This window comes from Methylobacterium oryzisoli, assembly GCF_046557895.1.
In the GTDB taxonomy this organism is placed as follows: domain Bacteria; phylum Pseudomonadota; class Alphaproteobacteria; order Rhizobiales; family Beijerinckiaceae; genus Methylobacterium; species Methylobacterium oryzisoli.
Map to the genome: position 1 here is coordinate 3542 of NZ_JBKIBX010000049.1, position 14644 is coordinate 18185.

Consider the following 14644-nt stretch of genomic DNA (forward strand, 5'->3'; position numbering starts at 1 on the left):
CGGACCGAAGACCCGCTTCGGCGCGTGAGGCTCGCCCCGCGGGGGTGCCGGCCCTCAGCGGGCCGGTCCCTCGAAGGTGGTGATGTCGCGGTCCTTGGTCTCCGGCACCAGCAGGAGGCCGAGCGCGAAGGTCATGAGGGCGATCACGATCGGGTACCAGAGGCCGAAATAGATGTCGCCCGTGGAGGCCACCATCGCGAAGGCGGTCGGGGGCAGGAAGCCGCCGAACCAGCCGTTGCCGATGTGGTAGGGCAGGGACATCGCGGTGTAGCGGATGCGGGTCGGGAAGAACTCGACCAGCGCCGCCGCGATCGGGCCGTAGACCGCCGTCACGTAGAGGACGAGGATCGTCAGGATACCGATCATCTTGAGCGCCGCCACGTTGCCGAGCGCCGAGAAGAAGCCGGTCACCTTGACGATGCTGGGGTCGCCCGCCGGGGCGTAGCCGACCGCGGTGGCGGCGGTGGCGAAGGTGGTCATGCTCTTGGCCACGGCCGGGTCGATCGGCGCCTCGGTGCCGTTGAACGTGACCTTGGCGGGCGTGCCGGCCGGGGCCGGGACGAGCTCGTACTTGATCGCCGAGCGGGCGAGCGCCACGCGGGCGACGTCGCAAGGCGCCGTGAAGGTGCGGATGCCGACGGGATCGAACACCGAGCCGCAGGTGGCCGGGTCGGCGATGACCTGCACCTTGGCGTTCTCCAGGGCCGAGGCGAGCTTCGGGTTGCCGACGCTGGTCAGGGCCTGGAAGAGCGGGAAGTAGGTGATCGCCGCGACGAGGCAGCCCGCCAGGATCACCGGCTTGCGGCCGATGCGGTCGGAGAGCGAGCCGAAGAAGATGAACCCGCCGGTGCCCAGGATCAGCGACCAGGCGATCAGCACGTTCGCGGTGAAGAGGTCCACCTTGAGGATGTTCTGGATGAAGAACAGCGCGTAGAACTGTCCCGTGTACCAGACCACCGCCTGGCCCGCCACGAGGCCGAGCAGGGCGATGATGACCATCTTGGCGTTCTTCCACTGGCCGAACGCCTCGGACAGCGGCGCCTTCGACTGCGTGCCCTCTTCCTTCATCTTCTTGAAGGCGGGGCTCTCCTGCATCTGCAGCCGGATCCAGACCGAGATGCCGAGCAGCACGACCGAGATCAGGAAGGGGATGCGCCAGCCCGCGATCGGGTAGCCCTCGCCGCGCTGGAAGCCGGCCTCGCCCATCCACAGGCGCAGGGACAGGATCACCACGAGCGAGAGCAGCAGGCCCACCGTCGCGGTGGTCTGGATCCAGCTGGTGTAGAAGCCGCGGCGCCCGACCGGCGCGTGCTCGGCGACGTAGACCGCGGCCCCCCCGTACTCGCCGCCGAGCGCGAGGCCCTGCGCCATGCGCAGCAGGATCAGGATGACCGGGGCGACCCAGCCGATCTGGTCGTAGGAGGGCAGGAGGCCGACGCAGAAGGTCGACAGGCCCATGATCAGGATGGTGACGAGGAAGGTGTACTTGCGCCCGACGAGGTCGCCGATGCGCCCGAACACCAGCGCGCCGAACGGGCGCACGAGGAAGCCCGCCGCGAAGGCGAGGAGCGCGAAGACGTTGCGCGTCGCCGGATCGAAGGCGGAGAAGAACTGCGCCCCGATGATCACCGCGAGCGAGCCATAGAGGTAGAAGTCGTACCACTCGAAGACGGTGCCGAGCGAGGAGGCGAGAATCACCCGCTTCTCCTCCCCGGTCATCGGGCGGGGCGCTGCCATCGCCCGGCCGACCGCGGTTCCTGATGCCATGATGGCGTTCCTCCGTTGTGCGGGCCTTCTACGGTCCGCAGGGCGCCGTTCCGCCTCGCCGGACCGGGCGGCCGCCCGCAGGCCGCCGCACGATCGCCGCCGTGCGGGAGGTTCGGGACCGGTTGCTCCGGCCGCCGCGGCGTCTCCCACACGAGCGCAGCCCAACGGTTAATCCACGGCCGGGCAAGGCCCAATGCTCAATTCGTCGTCCGACTTAGGTCGTGAGACTTCCGTAGGGCCAACAGAAGGGGGAAGAGGGGGGCCAAGAGCCGGGCCAAGAGCTGGGCCAAGAGCAGCACCAGGGCTCGAGGGCCGGGCCGCGGGCTGCGCACTCTGCCCCGGCTGGCGCCGCAGCCGGCCGGGAACGAGGATGACGCGCGGGCGTTCGACGCTCGGGATCCTGTCCGGAGGCGAAAGAGACCCATGCGTCGCGACCTGATCGGCCTCGCGCTCGGCGCCCTGGCCCTGTGCACCGTCCCGGCCGCCGCCGGCCCGGCGGGCGCCCCGCACGCGGGATTCCGGACCGCGCCCGTGCGGGCCGTCGCCGGCCACCATCGCGCGCACCATCCGGTCGGCCACCGGGCCGGCTTTCGCCGCCATGCGAGCTACGGCTACGGGCTGCCGGTCGGCTACGCCGGCGTCGTCTCGGACGCGCCCGCGGCCGCGGCGGTCGCCGAGCCCTTCCTGACCCTGCCGCGCCCGCAGGAACTGGTCCCGGCGGCCTGGGGCTACGGCACCTACGGGGTCCCGACCGTCTCGGGCATCCCGACCCCGCCGCGGGCCGACCCTGTCGTCTACGTCATCGACGGGGTGGACACCCGGCGGACCGCCCGACCGGTCCGGTCCGCCCGCGGCCTCGCCCGGGGCCCGGCGATCCACGACCGGCCCGCCGACGGGATCCGCCCCGTCTCCTACCGACAGGGCGCGGCCCGGGTGGTCGAGGTCACGGTCCCGCGGCGCTGAGGCCCGCCGCCGGGCGACCCGCCCTCATCCGGCGGCCCGGTCGGTCCGACCTCCCGTGCGGGGGCGTGCGGCTTGGGCATTCGGCTTGGCGCCCCGCCCTCTGCGCGCCGCCGTCCGTCACGCCGCGCGTCCTGCCCGCGCCCCGAAGCCTCTCCGCGCGCGAACCCGCCCGCTCCGGCGCCATCGCGGCGACCGGGCGCCCTCCCGTGCGCGCCACCCGCGGCGGCACGAGCGGCACGCCGCAGCCGGTCACTCCGAATCGCGCACACCACCTCCCCCGATGAGCCTGGGCCGCCGCTCCGCGCGCGATTCGGAAGCAGTGGCCAAGTTTCGCCTTCGAATTTCTTGACATCGCCTATTCGACCAAAGTACGAAGCGCTCAAGAACCGGGGGCGGGAGGGGGACGTGTCACAAGTATCAGTCCCGTACAATCTATTTCGCAATGCACATAAAGAGGATCTCTATTGTGCAGTGCAGGTGTGCGCGCCGGTCCCGGGGTTCATCCGCATGCCCGGATGGCGCTTCGTCGAAGTGCTGACCGAGACTGGTATGCCAAAGGGCTTCGTGCCGGACGCCGCGCGGCAATCGTCGCGCTGGAACGGCTTCTACCTTTTTCTGGCCTGGGGTCACGAGACCCTGCCCGTCGGCCGGCCGGCCGAGATCACGCTGTCGAGCGCTGCCTAGCCGGGCCGCGCTGCCGGAATTCCTTAACTTGCCTGCGCCTATCGTGGCGGCACGGGCGGCCAGCGCCCGGCCTCGTCGGGAGCGCGCATGGCCGCCACGGGTGACATCCGAAGCGAACTGCAGAGCCTGCTGCCGCAGGCGTCGTTCGTCCGCAACCGCGCCATCGCAGTCCTGCTGCCGTGTCTGAACGAAGAGGCGACGATCGGGCAGGTGGTCGGGGCGTTTCGCCGCGTCCTGCCGGGCGCGACGATCTACGTCTACGACAACAATTCCACCGACCGCACCGCCGCGGTCGCGGCGGCGGCCGGTGCGGTGGTGCGGCGCGAGCGGCGCCCAGGCAAGGGCAACGTCGTGCGCCGGATGTTCGCCGACATCGACGCCGACCTCTACGTGCTGGCCGACGGCGACCTGACCTACGACGCGACCGCCGCCGGGCGCCTGATCGACGCTCTCGTGACCGAGCAGGTCGACATGGTGGTGGGCGTGCGCCGGGGGGCAGACGGTGCTTTCCCGCGCGGCCATCGCTTCGGCAACCGCCTGTTCAACCGCGTGGTCGAGCGCCTGTTCGGCGATGGCTTCACGGACATCCTGTCGGGTTACCGCGTCGTCTCGCGCCGCTTCGCCAAGTCCTTCCCGGCCACCTCCTCGGGCTTCGAGATCGAGACCGAACTGTCGGTCCATGCCCTCGACCTGCGCCTCGCCACGGCCGAGATCCCGCTGCCTTACGCGGCCCGGCCCACGGGCTCGGCGAGCAAACTCAGCAAGTGGCGGGACGGGGCGCGCATCCTCGGCAAGATCGCGCTGATGTACAAGGCGGTACGCCCGCTGCAGTTCTTCGGCGCGCTCGCGGCCCTGCTCGCAGGAGCAGGGCTGACGCTCGGGATCCCGGTCGCCACGGCCTATCTCGAGACCGGCCTCGTCCCGCGGCTGCCCTCCGCGGTGCTGGCCGCCGCCCTGATGCAGCTCGCCTTCATGAGCCTGACCTGCGGGGTGATCGTGGATGCGGTCGGAGCGAGCCAGCGCGAGTTCAAGCGCATGCGCTACCTCGACCTGCCGGCGCCGGGCAACCCGCGGGAAATGACCGCGTGACCGCCGCTCCGAGCCTCGACAGCAAGTACTATGAAGCGGCACGGCCGCGCTCGCTCGGCGAGCGCCTGACCGGGGCGGCGCGCCAGCGTATCCACGCCGACTTCCTGCGCCTGTGCCGGCCGGGACCGGAGACGACGATCCTCGACGTCGGCGTCTCGGACGTGATCAACGACGCCGCCAACGGGCTGGAGCGCCATTACCCCTACCCGCACCGGATCACGGCCGTGGGGCTGGGCGCCGCCGAGGCGTTTCGGGCGGCCTTCCCGTCGGTCGCCTACCGGCAGGTCGCCGCCGATTGCCGGCTGCCCTTCGCGGACGGGAGCTTCGGCATCGCCACCTCGAACGCCGTGCTCGAGCACGTCGGCAGCCCGGAGAACCAGCGCCTGCTGCTCGCCGAGATGGCCCGCGTCGCCCGCACGGTCTTCGTCACCGTGCCGCACCGCTTCTTCCCGGTGGAGCACCACACCGCCATCCCGCTCCTGCACTACACAGATGCCGGCTTCCGTTGGGCCTGCCGCCGCCTCGGCAAAGAGGAGTGGGCGCAGCAGCAGAACCTGATCCTGATGTCGCGCAGGCGCCTCGCGGCGCTGGTGCCGCCGGGCCGCACGGCGCGGCTGGGGCGCACGGGCCTCCCGCTCGGCCCCTTCAGCTCGAACCTCTTCCTCCTGCTCACACCATGAGTCCTTGATCGTGCCTCTTGGTCCGGCCTTCGATCTCGACGCCAGATCGAGGCCCAGCGACCCGATCAGCCTCTCGGACCGGTGACGTCAGCCCCGCCCAGCCGCGCTCAGGCGGCCAGAGACCAGAAAGCCGTCGATGCGCGCTCATCCCCCCGGCCGGATCCTGCAGGCACCGGACCTTGCGGCGGTCGCCCTGGGGCTCGCGGTCCTGCTACCGATCCTTCTCGCCTATTACCGTCCCGCGGAGGGCTGGCTCGACGTCACCGGCCACCCGATCGGGCGCGACTTCATCAACAACTGGGTCGGCCCGCGGCTCGCCTTCTCGGGGAGGCTCGCGACCCTGTTCGATCTTTCCGGCTACCATGCCGCCCTCGGGCAGGAATTCGGCACGCCGCTGCCGTTCCACAACTGGGGCTACCCGCCCTTCACGCTGATTCTGCTGCGGCCCCTGGCGCTCCTGCCCTACGGGGTGGCGCTCGGGCTTTGGACGCTCGGGCTGTTCGCCGTCTTCGCAGCGGTGACGCTGAGCCCGGTCCCGCCCGAGCGGCGGATGCGCGCACTCCTCCTCCTCGCGCTCGCGCCGGCCTGCCTGATCAACGCGGTGGGCGGGCAGAACGGATTCCTCACCGCCGCCCTGTTCCTGGGCGGGCTGATGGCCCTCGACCGCCGCCCGGTTCTCGCCGGGATCCTGTTCGGGCTCCTCACGTTCAAGCCGCATCTCGGGCTGATCCTGCCTTTCGCCCTCGTGGCGCTGGGGGCATGGCGGACGATCCTGGCCGCGGCCACGAGCGCCCTCGTCCTCGTGGCGGTGTCGCTCGCGGCGTTCGGAATCGAGCCCTGGCAGCAATACGTCACGGCGACGAGCGGCTTCCAGTACGGCCTGCTCGACCATTATGAGGGCTTCTTCACGACGATGATGATCTCGGTCTGCGCTGCCGCACGGTCCTTCGGCCTGCCGACCGCCCCCGCCTTCGCGCTTCAGGCCGCCGTGACGCTGCCGGTCCTCGCCGCGACCGTCTACGCGGTGCGGGAGACCCGCGATCCACTCAAGCGCGCCACCGTGCTGGCCGCCGCAGTGCCGCTCATGACGCCCTACGCCTTCAACTACGACCTCACGGCGCTCTCGGCCGTGATCGTCTGGCGCGTGTTCGTCCGGCCGGAGGCCGCACCGGAGCGCGTCGTCGTGTGGCTGGCCTGGGTCACCCCGGCCCTGTCGATGCAGTTCGGCCTGCTCGGCATCGGCTTCGCGCCGGTGCCGCTCCTCGCCTTCTTCGCCCTCGCGGTGCGGGAGGCGGTCGGTGCAGGCGCACCGGCCGCCGCGCCCGCCCGCTGAGCCCTCAGCCCTCGATGCGCGAAAAATCGGCCACCGTCCGGGTGGCGCTGCGCAGGGCGTTGAGGAGGGCGAGACGGTTCGCGCGCAGGGCCGGCTCCTCGGCGTTGACCGTGACCGTGTCGAAGAAGGCGTCCACCGGCGCGCGCAGGGCGGCGAGCGCCCGCATCGCCCCCTCGAAATCCTCCGCCGCGACGGCGCGGCCGGCCTCCCTCCCGGCGGCGTCGAGGGCGCGCGCCAGGGCCGTCTCCTCGGGCAGCGCGAAACGGGCCGGGTCGGGCGCGGCGTCGTGGGCGCGCCCGTCCTTCTTCTCCTCGATGCGCAGGATGTTGGCCGCGCGCCGGTAGCCCGCGAGCAGGTTCTTGCCGTCCTCGGTGTCGAGGAAGCGCCCGAGCGCCTCGACCCGGCGCACCACCATCAGGAGGTCGTCCTGGCCGGGCAGGGCGAAGACCGCGTCGATCAGGTCGTGGCGGGCGCCCTGGTCGCGCAGGTATACTTTGAGCCGATCAGCCAAGAAGGAAATTAGATTGTCGCCTAAAAGTCCAACTGTTTGCCATTCTACATGTGTAAATCTACTGACGTAAGCGGCCGCGACCTTTTCTGCAACTTCTCTATTTATAGGATCAATCCGCTCTGCATTCTCGGCCCGCTCCATAAGTTCGAATAAATGAATATAATCGTCACTGCCACCCTTAGCGCCCTCTAAATCAGCAAGATGCTCCGACGCCGCCTCATGAGATTGCAAGAATTTTTCGATCAATTCCTCTTTATATGCGCCTGCCTCTCTATTAATTACTATTTCTCTCTGCCATAGGATAACTTCACGCATAGAAAGGCGACAGTTGTTCTGAAGCAAAAGCCGGATCACCCCGAGCGCCGCCCGCCGCAGGGCGTACGGGTCCTTGCTCCCCGTGGGCTTCTCGTCGATGGCCCAGAAGCCCACCAGCGTGTCGAGCTTGTCGGCGAGCGCCACCGCCACCGAGACCGGCCCGGTCGGCACCCGGTCGCTCGGGCCGAGCGGCTTGTAATGCTCCTCGATCGCGGCCGCGACCTCGGGCGGCTCCCCCTGGAGTGCCGCGTAGGTGCGGCCCATCAGGCCCTGGAGCTCGGGGAACTCGCCGACCATCTCGGTGACGAGGTCGGCCTTGGCGAGGCGCGCGGCGCGCTCGGTCAGGTCCGGGTCGGCGCCGACCACGGCCGCGAGCTGCCGCGCCAAAGCCGCGAGGCGCGCCACGCGCTGTCCTTGCGTGCCGAGCTTCTCGTGGAAGACGATGCTGTCGAGCTTCGGCAGCCGCTCCTCCAGCGGGACCTTCCTGTCCGTCTCCCAGAAGAACTTGGCGTCCGAGAGCCGGGCGCGGACCACGCGCTCGTTGCCCGCCACGATCGCCGCGCCCCCGTCCGAGGCGACGAGGTTCGAGACCAGGATGAAGGCGTTGGCGAGCCGATCCGCCCCGTCCGCGGCGGGCGCGCGCAGCACGAAGCATTTCTGGTTCGCCCGGATGGTGGCGCGGATCACCTCGGGCGGCATGGCGAGAAAACTCTCGTCGAAGGAGCCCATCAGGGTCACGGGCCATTCCACGAGGCCCGCCACCTCCTCCAGCAATCCCTCGTCCTCCACGAGGTCGAGGCCGCGCGCGAAGGCAAGGTCGCGCGCGTCGTGCAGGATGATGTCGCGGCGCCGGTCGGGATCGAGCACGACCTTCGCGCGCTCCAGGGCCGGCAGGTAATCGGCGAAGCGGCGCACCTCGATCGGCCCGGGCGCCAGGAAGCGGTGGCCGTAGGTGGTGAAGCCGGCCTCGATGCCGTCCACCGCGAAGGGCACCCGCTCGGGCGTCTCGGTCTCGGGGCCGAAGCTCGCCACGATGGCATGCAGCGGGCGCACCCAGCGCAGGGCGCCCGGCTCCGCCGAGGCGGAGCCCCAGCGCATCGATTTCGGCCAGGGGAAGCCGCGGATGATCGCGGGCAGGATCTCGGCCAGGACGTCGAGGGTGTCGCGGCCCGGCCGCTCGATCACCGCGACGTAGAACTCGCCCTTCTTGGGGTCGGCGACGACCCGCGCCTCGTCGAGCCGGCTGAGGCCCGCGCTCTTGAGGAAGCCCTGCACGGCGGCCTCGGGCGCGCCGACGCGGGGGCCCTTGCGCTCCTCGCGGACGTCACGCCCCCGGGGCGGCAGGCCCGCCACGTGGAGCGCGAGGCGCCGGGGCGTCGCGAAGGCCTTGGCGCCCTCGTACAGGAAGCCGCGCTCCACCAGGGCGTCGGTCACGAGCTTGCGCAGATCCTCCGCGGCCCGGCGCTGCATGCGCGCGGGAATTTCCTCGGAAAAAAGTTCGAGCAGGAGATCGGGCATCGGGCGGCCTTGAGAATCCTCCGGGCGGAGGACCCGTGTGCGGTGTGCGAGGCGCGGGTGTAGCGTCCGCGGGCGCGGAGCGCTACCGCCCGAGGCCCGGACCGCGACCGGCCGGACCGCTACCGGATCGCCACCGGGTTGATGATGGCCTGGATCGACCCGGTGTAGCGGGGCGCGCCGAGCACGAACAGGAACTCGCGCACCCCGTCCCGGATCAGCGCCCGGGTGTCGAGGGTCTCCAGGATGTAGATGCCGTTGTGCGCGAGCAGGATCTGGTGGCCCTCCCAGACCCGGTCGCCCTTGAACGGCACCGCCTCGATGCCCCAGGTGTCGGCCCCGACCGCCACCACGTCCTTGGAGGCCAGGTAGCGCGCGCCCTCGGCGTCGATGCCGGGCTCGCCCGCCCCGAAGCGCTTGGCGTCCTCGCCCAGCATCGAGAGCCAGCCGGTGTGCAGCACCACCACGTCGCCCCGACCCGGGCTCACGCCCGCGGCCGTCTCGGCGGCCTTGATGTCGTCGACGGTGACGAGTTCGCCCTCCAGGAGCCGATCCTTGCCCTTGGCCTTGGCCACGTCGAGGAGGACGCCCCGCGTCACGATCGGCGGGATCTTGTGCACGCCGAGTTTCTTCACGCCGGTCGTGTCGAAGATGTCCTTCATCCGGTTGCGGTTGTAGAAGGTCGAATCCGCGCCGAGATGGGCCAGCCCGTCGATCTGGGTGCCGACCCCGAGCCAGCCGGTCACCATGTCGTCGAGGTAGCTCATCTTGTTCGCCCCGAAGGTGACCCCCTCGGGCTGGTTGGGCGCCATCACGGTCACGGCGATGCTGCGCGGCGGGAAGGCGGGCGTGGAGCGGTCCACCGGGATGCCGAGCGCGTAGGTCTTGCCGGTGGTGACGAGCTTCACCGCCTCCAGCACCTTGGCGGGCGTGAGGTGGTTGGCGGCGCCGATCTCGTCCTCCGCGCCCCAGCGCGAGACCGGGATCTCGGTCGGCGCCGGCTGGGCGCCCGCCGCGCAGGCCATGGCGAGAAAGCCCGCCGCAGCGGCGGCGAGCGGGATGGCGGTTCTCATGGCGTCCCTCCTGGTCCCCGCAACTCCCGCGCGGGTGCCACACGGTAAAGTCGCGCTCGGAGAGAGTCGAGGCGGGGTCTGGGGCCCGCCTAATCTTAAGACAACGGGCTCAGGCTCCGCCGGCTTCCGTGCGCAGCCACGCCGCGCCGCAGGCCTTGGCGAGGTCGCGCACCCGCAGGATGTAGCTCTGGCGCTCCGTCACCGAGATCACCCCGCGCGCGTCGAGCAGGTTGAAGACGTGGCTCGCCTTGATGCACTGGTCGTAGGCCGGCTGCACCATGCGGTGGCGGCCCTCGGGACCGGGATCGCCCGCCTCCAGATAGCGGCGGCAGGCCGCCTCCGCGTCGCGGAAGTGGCGAAACAGCATCTCGGTGTCGGCGGCCTCGAAGTTGTGGCGGGAATACTCCTGCTCGGCCTGCAGGAAGACGTCGCCGTAGGAGACCCGCTCCGCGCCCTCCCGGCCGTTGAAGTTGAGGTCGTAGACGTTCTCGACCCCCTGCACGTACATGGCGAGGCGCTCCAGCCCGTAGGTCAGCTCGCCCGCGACCGGGGCGCATTCGAAGCCCGCGACCTGCTGGAAATAGGTGAACTGGCTCACCTCCATGCCGTCGCACCAGCATTCCCAGCCCAGCCCCCAGGCGCCCAGCGTCGGGCTCTCCCAATCGTCCTCGACGAAGCGGATGTCGTGGAGCGCGAGGTCGACGCCGATCGCGTCGAGCGAGGCGAGGTAGAGTTCCTGCAGGTTGGGCGGGTTCGGCTTCAGGATGACCTGGAACTGGTAGTAGTGCTGCAGCCGGTTGGGGTTCTCGCCGTAGCGGCCGTCCTTGGGCCGGCGCGAGGGCTGCACGTAGGCGGCCTTCCAGGGCTTGGGCCCGAGCGCCCGCAGGGTGGTGGCGGGATGGAAGGTGCCCGCGCCGACCTCCATGTCGTAGGGCTGCAGGATCACGCAGCCCTGGCCGGCCCAGAACCGCTGCAGCGTCAGGATCAGGCCCTGGAAGGAGCGCGTCGGCCGGAGGGCGTCGTCGGCGTCGGTGATGGCAGGGGGGGACATGGCGGGTCTCGTCGGGGAGTCCGGCCCGTTTACGCGGGCGCCCGCGCCAGTCAACCGCGGGGCTCCCGCGCCGATGCACGCATCGCGTGCAGAAGCCTCATGCGATCGGATGATGCCGCAGTTCAGTATCCGATGTAGACGGTCATTCCGGCCGCTCCTGCACAGATGAGCCGAGAGTTCACCGACGATCCGGACCTGTCACGCACGTCTTCCTGCACGAGAGCCGGCACGGGAGTCAGGCATGCCCTCCGCAACGCCCGCCGATATCGCCCTGACCCTGTTCACGCTGTGCAACGGCGCGCGGATCTTCGCCTATCTGCCGCAGATCCTGACGCTGGTGCAGGACCGCAGCGGCGCCGCCGGGATCTCCTGCGCCACCTGGATCCTGTTCACGGTCTCGAACGCCTCGACGGTCTTCTACGCGCTGCTGGTGCTGGGCGACGCCGCCATGAGCGCCATCTTCGCCGCCAACACGGGTTTCTGCCTCGCCGTGGTGCTGCTGACGCTGCACCGGCGCCGATGCGCCGCCGCACTGAGGGCGCCCGGCTGAGCGCCGTGGCCGGGAAGGGGAAGCGCGGTGCAGCAGCCGGTTCCTGACGCCCTGATCGACCTGATCTACGACGCCGCCGGGGAGGCGGCGCTGTGGCCGCGAGTGATCGCCGCCGTCGCCGACCTGCTGGGCAGCGAGGGCGGCGTGCTGTTCGGCCTCTCGGTCGCCCGCAACCGCGTCCACTTCACCTACGACGCGCGGCTCGATCCCGAGAGTCATCGGGTGCACGCGGAGCGCCACGTCCAGAACGTCTGGTCGCGGGTGATGTCGCAGCAGCCGGTCGGCAGCGTCGTCTTTTCGGACGAGATCCTGCCGGAGACGGATCTGGTCGCCACCGAGTTCTGGCACGACGTCCTGCGCCCGCAGGGCCTGATCCGGAACGCGATGGTGCCGATCACCCGGTCCGGCCAGTTCCAGGGCGCCTTCAACATCCTGCGCACGCCCCGCCAGGGCCCGTTCGCGGAGCGCGATCGCGCGGTGCTGCGGCGGGTCGTGCCGCATCTCAAGCGCGCGATGCAGCTGCATCTGCGCGTCGAGGCACACGAGGCGCTGGCCGGGGCGCAGTTCGCGGTGCTGGACTGCCTCGCCATGGGGGTCGTGGTGCTCGACCGCATGGGGGCGGTCATCTTCGCCAACCGGGCCGCCCGGGCGCTCCACGCGGCGGGCGGGCCGATCCTGCTCAAGGACGGCACCCTGACCGCGCGCCTGCCGGCGGAGGCCGCGGCGCTGAGCGCCCGGCTGCGCGCGGTGGCGGAGGGCCGCGCGGGGGGCGCGGTGCGGCTCACCGATCCCGGCGGCGCCCGCGCGGCCTTCGCGCTCGTCGCGCCGCTGCGCGGGCGCGTGGCAGGCCTCTTGGACGACGAGGGCCTGCGCAGCGCCGCCTGCGCGGTGTTCGTGAGCGCCGGTCCGCCCCCGCCCGCGGACGCCCGGACGATGATGCGCATCTACGACCTCACGCCCGCGGAGGCCCGGGTCGCGGCGGAACTCGCGCAGGGCCGCTCCTACGCGGCCATCGCCGGCTCGCTCGGGATCAGCATCAACACGGTCAAGACCCACATGCGCCGGATCCTGGCGAAGGCGGGGGTCGACCGCCCGGCGGAGTTCGCGAGCCTCGCAGCGACGCTCCAGCTCGTCCGCCTCTGAACACCTCGCCTCAGAGACCGAAGCGCGCCCAGGCCGCCCGCTCCTCCAGCAGGGCGACCGCCCCCTCCAGCGCCGCCAGCGCCTCGACGCCGGGCTCCTTGCGGCGCAGCAGCCGGGCGAGGAGCCCGCCGCGCACCTGCTCGACGAGCGGGGTCTTCACCTTCTCGCCGAAGCGCGCCCGCAGGGTGCCGCGCACGTCCCCGAGGGCGTCGACGAGGCCGAGCGCGAGGCCCTGGCGCCCGCTCCACACCGCGCCCGAGAAGAGGTCGTCCGGGTCCCCCGACAGGCGCGGCCGGCGGCTGCGCACGAGCTCGGTGAACATCGCCTGGATGTCGGCCTGGATGTCCCGGAGCCGGGCGATGTCAGCCGGGTTCTCGGGGCGGAAGGGATCGAGCATCGCCTTGGCCGGGCCGGTCGTGTAGACGCGCCGCTCGACGCCCAGGCGCTCGATCAGGCCCTGGAAGCCGAAGCCGGCCGAGACCACCCCGATCGAGCCCACCAGGGAGGAGGGGTCGGCCACGATCTCGTCCGCCGCGCAGGCGATCATGTAGCCGCCGGAGGCCGCCACGTCCTCCACGAAGGCGATCACCGGCACCTTGGCGTCGGCGGCGAGCGCGCGGATGCGGCGGTGGATCAGGTGCGACTGCGCCGCCGAGCCCCCCGGCGAGTTGATCACCAGCGCCACCGCGGCGATCTCCTTCATGGTGAAGGCGCGCTCCAGGGCGGGCGCGCAGGCCCCGAGCGACAGGCCCTGGCGCAGGGGCGAGACCGCGCCGATCGGGCCGCTGAGACGCACCACCGGGACCACCGGATGCGTGCGGCGGAACCGCTCGGGCAGGATAGAGCGCAGGGCGGTCCGGAACGCGAGCGGCATGCGGAAGGGGATCTCCGGTGGATCGCCGGGACGTAGCCGCCGCCGCGCCCGGCGGCAAGCCGGCGGCCGGCCGGCACGAGTCTACGTTGTCTTCCGCAGAGTTTTTCCGGGAGTTTCGGCCGAGCCTCGATTGAACCGGAACCGGCTGAACCTAGTTTCGGCAGCTGTGGTCCCGGGCGGATCCGGGGCGGCCGTCTCGCGGGCGCCTGCGCGGGCGTTCAAGATCTAGATCTCTGGTCCCGCGGCATGCCGGGCGGTGTGCGCGGAGTGACAGAAGGGAGAGCGTGGATGCGTGTCCTTCGTTGGGTTACGGTGGTCCTGACGCTGTTCGTCGCCGGCCTTGGCCTCGGCGCCACGCGCAGCGAAGCGGCGGCGCTGCCGACCGCAGGCGCGACGGCGGCCGGCGACATCGTGCGCGAGCCGGTCGCGGAGCAGGCCCAGTATTACTACCGGCGCCGCTACTACCGGCCCTATCGTTATTACGGCTATCGCCCCTACCGGCGCTACTATGGTTACCGGCCCTACCGCCGCTACTACGGCTATCGGCCGTACTACCGCCCGTACTACCGGCCGCGGTTCTACATCGGCTTCTGATCGGCCGGATCCGGCTCGCGACGGGCGCCCTCGGGGCGCCCGTTTCCGTTGGAGGGCCGCCTCTTCGTCAGAGGCCACGCTCCACGAGAGCGTGATGGCGGGCAGAACGCACGGGTGCCGGAGGCTTCACGAGCCTCGTGCGAGACCCACTTTGTGGGCACCTCCCGATGAAATCGCGGCTGTGATAACAATGTAAGCACAGTCAAGCAGGATCGCGCTCGCCCCTTTCCCGGACGACTGGAACGAAGTGGAAGGAGATCCGGGATCCAGACGATGATTTGCCGCGCAGCGGCTCTGCTTTTTCACCGTTCCAGACGCAGCGACGCTTCGCGACGTCTTGCGTTGGGCCCCGGATCTCCTTCCGCTGACACTCCAGTCGTCCGGGAAAGGGGCGAGGAATTGGGAGCGGGCCTGCTCCTTCCCACGGCACGGCCGTGTTCGCCTGTCGTGGACCGTGTGCAACGCGGGCCGAGGCAGATCTAATACCAACGGTCATTTCCAA

The 14644-nt window shown here is 70.8% G+C and carries 13 protein-coding genes; 8 read left to right on the forward strand and 5 right to left on the reverse strand.

The window, feature by feature from the left end:
- Nucleotides 1-54 precede the first annotated feature (54 nt).
- Nucleotides 55-1767: an MFS transporter gene (locus ACKUB9_RS29355; RefSeq protein ID WP_407529080.1), complete on the reverse strand. Its 1713-nt coding sequence runs from the start codon at nucleotides 1765-1767 to the stop codon at nucleotides 55-57.
- A gap of 423 nt (nucleotides 1768-2190) precedes the next feature.
- Here ACKUB9_RS29355 and ACKUB9_RS29360 point away from each other — a divergent pair, with 423 nt between their 5' ends.
- The 5 genes from ACKUB9_RS29360 to ACKUB9_RS29380 all read left to right on the forward strand — a co-directional run bounded on the left by ACKUB9_RS29360 (nucleotide 2191) and on the right by ACKUB9_RS29380 (nucleotide 6516).
- Nucleotides 2191-2730, forward strand: coding sequence for a hypothetical protein (locus ACKUB9_RS29360; RefSeq protein ID WP_407529081.1), 540 nt, complete (start codon nucleotides 2191-2193; stop codon nucleotides 2728-2730).
- A 507-nt stretch (nucleotides 2731-3237) separates the two neighbouring features.
- On the forward strand, nucleotides 3238-3414 hold the full coding sequence (locus tag ACKUB9_RS29365; RefSeq protein WP_407529082.1) for a hypothetical protein: 177 nt from the start codon (nucleotides 3238-3240) through the stop codon (nucleotides 3412-3414).
- An 87-nt stretch (nucleotides 3415-3501) separates the two neighbouring features.
- A complete protein-coding gene (locus tag ACKUB9_RS29370) occupies nucleotides 3502-4503 on the forward strand; it encodes a glycosyltransferase family 2 protein (protein ID WP_407529083.1) in 1002 nt (333 codons plus the stop codon).
- Complete coding sequence (locus tag ACKUB9_RS29375; protein ID WP_407529084.1) at nucleotides 4500-5183, forward strand: methyltransferase domain-containing protein; 684 nt, start codon at nucleotides 4500-4502, stop codon at nucleotides 5181-5183. Before ACKUB9_RS29370 ends, ACKUB9_RS29375 begins: the two co-directional genes overlap by 4 nt.
- A 136-nt stretch (nucleotides 5184-5319) precedes the next feature.
- Nucleotides 5320-6516: a glycosyltransferase family 87 protein gene (locus ACKUB9_RS29380; protein ID WP_407529085.1), complete on the forward strand. Its 1197-nt coding sequence runs from the start codon at nucleotides 5320-5322 to the stop codon at nucleotides 6514-6516.
- Between the two features lie 4 nt (nucleotides 6517-6520).
- On the opposite strand, the gene glyS is transcribed toward ACKUB9_RS29380, so the two are convergent.
- From glyS to ACKUB9_RS29395, 3 genes are all read right to left on the reverse strand, one after another.
- Nucleotides 6521-8860, reverse strand: coding sequence for a glycine--tRNA ligase subunit beta (gene glyS, locus ACKUB9_RS29385; protein ID WP_407529086.1), 2340 nt, complete (start codon nucleotides 8858-8860; stop codon nucleotides 6521-6523).
- 119 nt (nucleotides 8861-8979) lie between these two features.
- The gene (locus tag ACKUB9_RS29390) at nucleotides 8980-9930 is read right to left on the reverse strand and encodes a cyclase family protein (RefSeq protein ID WP_407529087.1); all 951 of its coding nucleotides are present in this window, start codon (nucleotides 9928-9930) and stop codon (nucleotides 8980-8982) included.
- 109 nt (nucleotides 9931-10039) lie between these two features.
- On the reverse strand, nucleotides 10040-10981 hold the full coding sequence (locus tag ACKUB9_RS29395) for a glycine--tRNA ligase subunit alpha (protein ID WP_407529088.1): 942 nt from the start codon (nucleotides 10979-10981) through the stop codon (nucleotides 10040-10042).
- Nucleotides 10982-11222: 241 nt separating this feature from the next.
- Between ACKUB9_RS29395 and ACKUB9_RS29400 the strand changes: the two genes are divergently transcribed.
- A complete protein-coding gene (locus ACKUB9_RS29400; protein WP_407529089.1) occupies nucleotides 11223-11531 on the forward strand; it encodes a hypothetical protein in 309 nt (102 codons plus the stop codon).
- A 27-nt stretch (nucleotides 11532-11558) separates the two neighbouring features.
- On the forward strand, nucleotides 11559-12674 hold the full coding sequence (locus ACKUB9_RS29405; RefSeq protein WP_407529090.1) for a helix-turn-helix transcriptional regulator: 1116 nt from the start codon (nucleotides 11559-11561) through the stop codon (nucleotides 12672-12674).
- 10 nt (nucleotides 12675-12684) lie between these two features.
- Here ACKUB9_RS29405 and ACKUB9_RS29410 read toward each other — a convergent pair whose 3' ends face one another.
- On the reverse strand, nucleotides 12685-13548 hold the full coding sequence (locus tag ACKUB9_RS29410) for a S49 family peptidase (RefSeq protein WP_407529091.1): 864 nt from the start codon (nucleotides 13546-13548) through the stop codon (nucleotides 12685-12687).
- Nucleotides 13549-13836: 288 nt separating this feature from the next.
- Here ACKUB9_RS29410 and ACKUB9_RS29415 point away from each other — a divergent pair, with 288 nt between their 5' ends.
- Nucleotides 13837-14142 carry a hypothetical protein gene (locus ACKUB9_RS29415; RefSeq protein ID WP_407529092.1) on the forward strand — a complete coding sequence of 102 codons (306 nt, stop codon included), beginning with the start codon at nucleotides 13837-13839 and terminating at the stop codon, nucleotides 14140-14142.
- The last annotated feature ends 502 nt before the right edge of the window (nucleotides 14143-14644 follow it).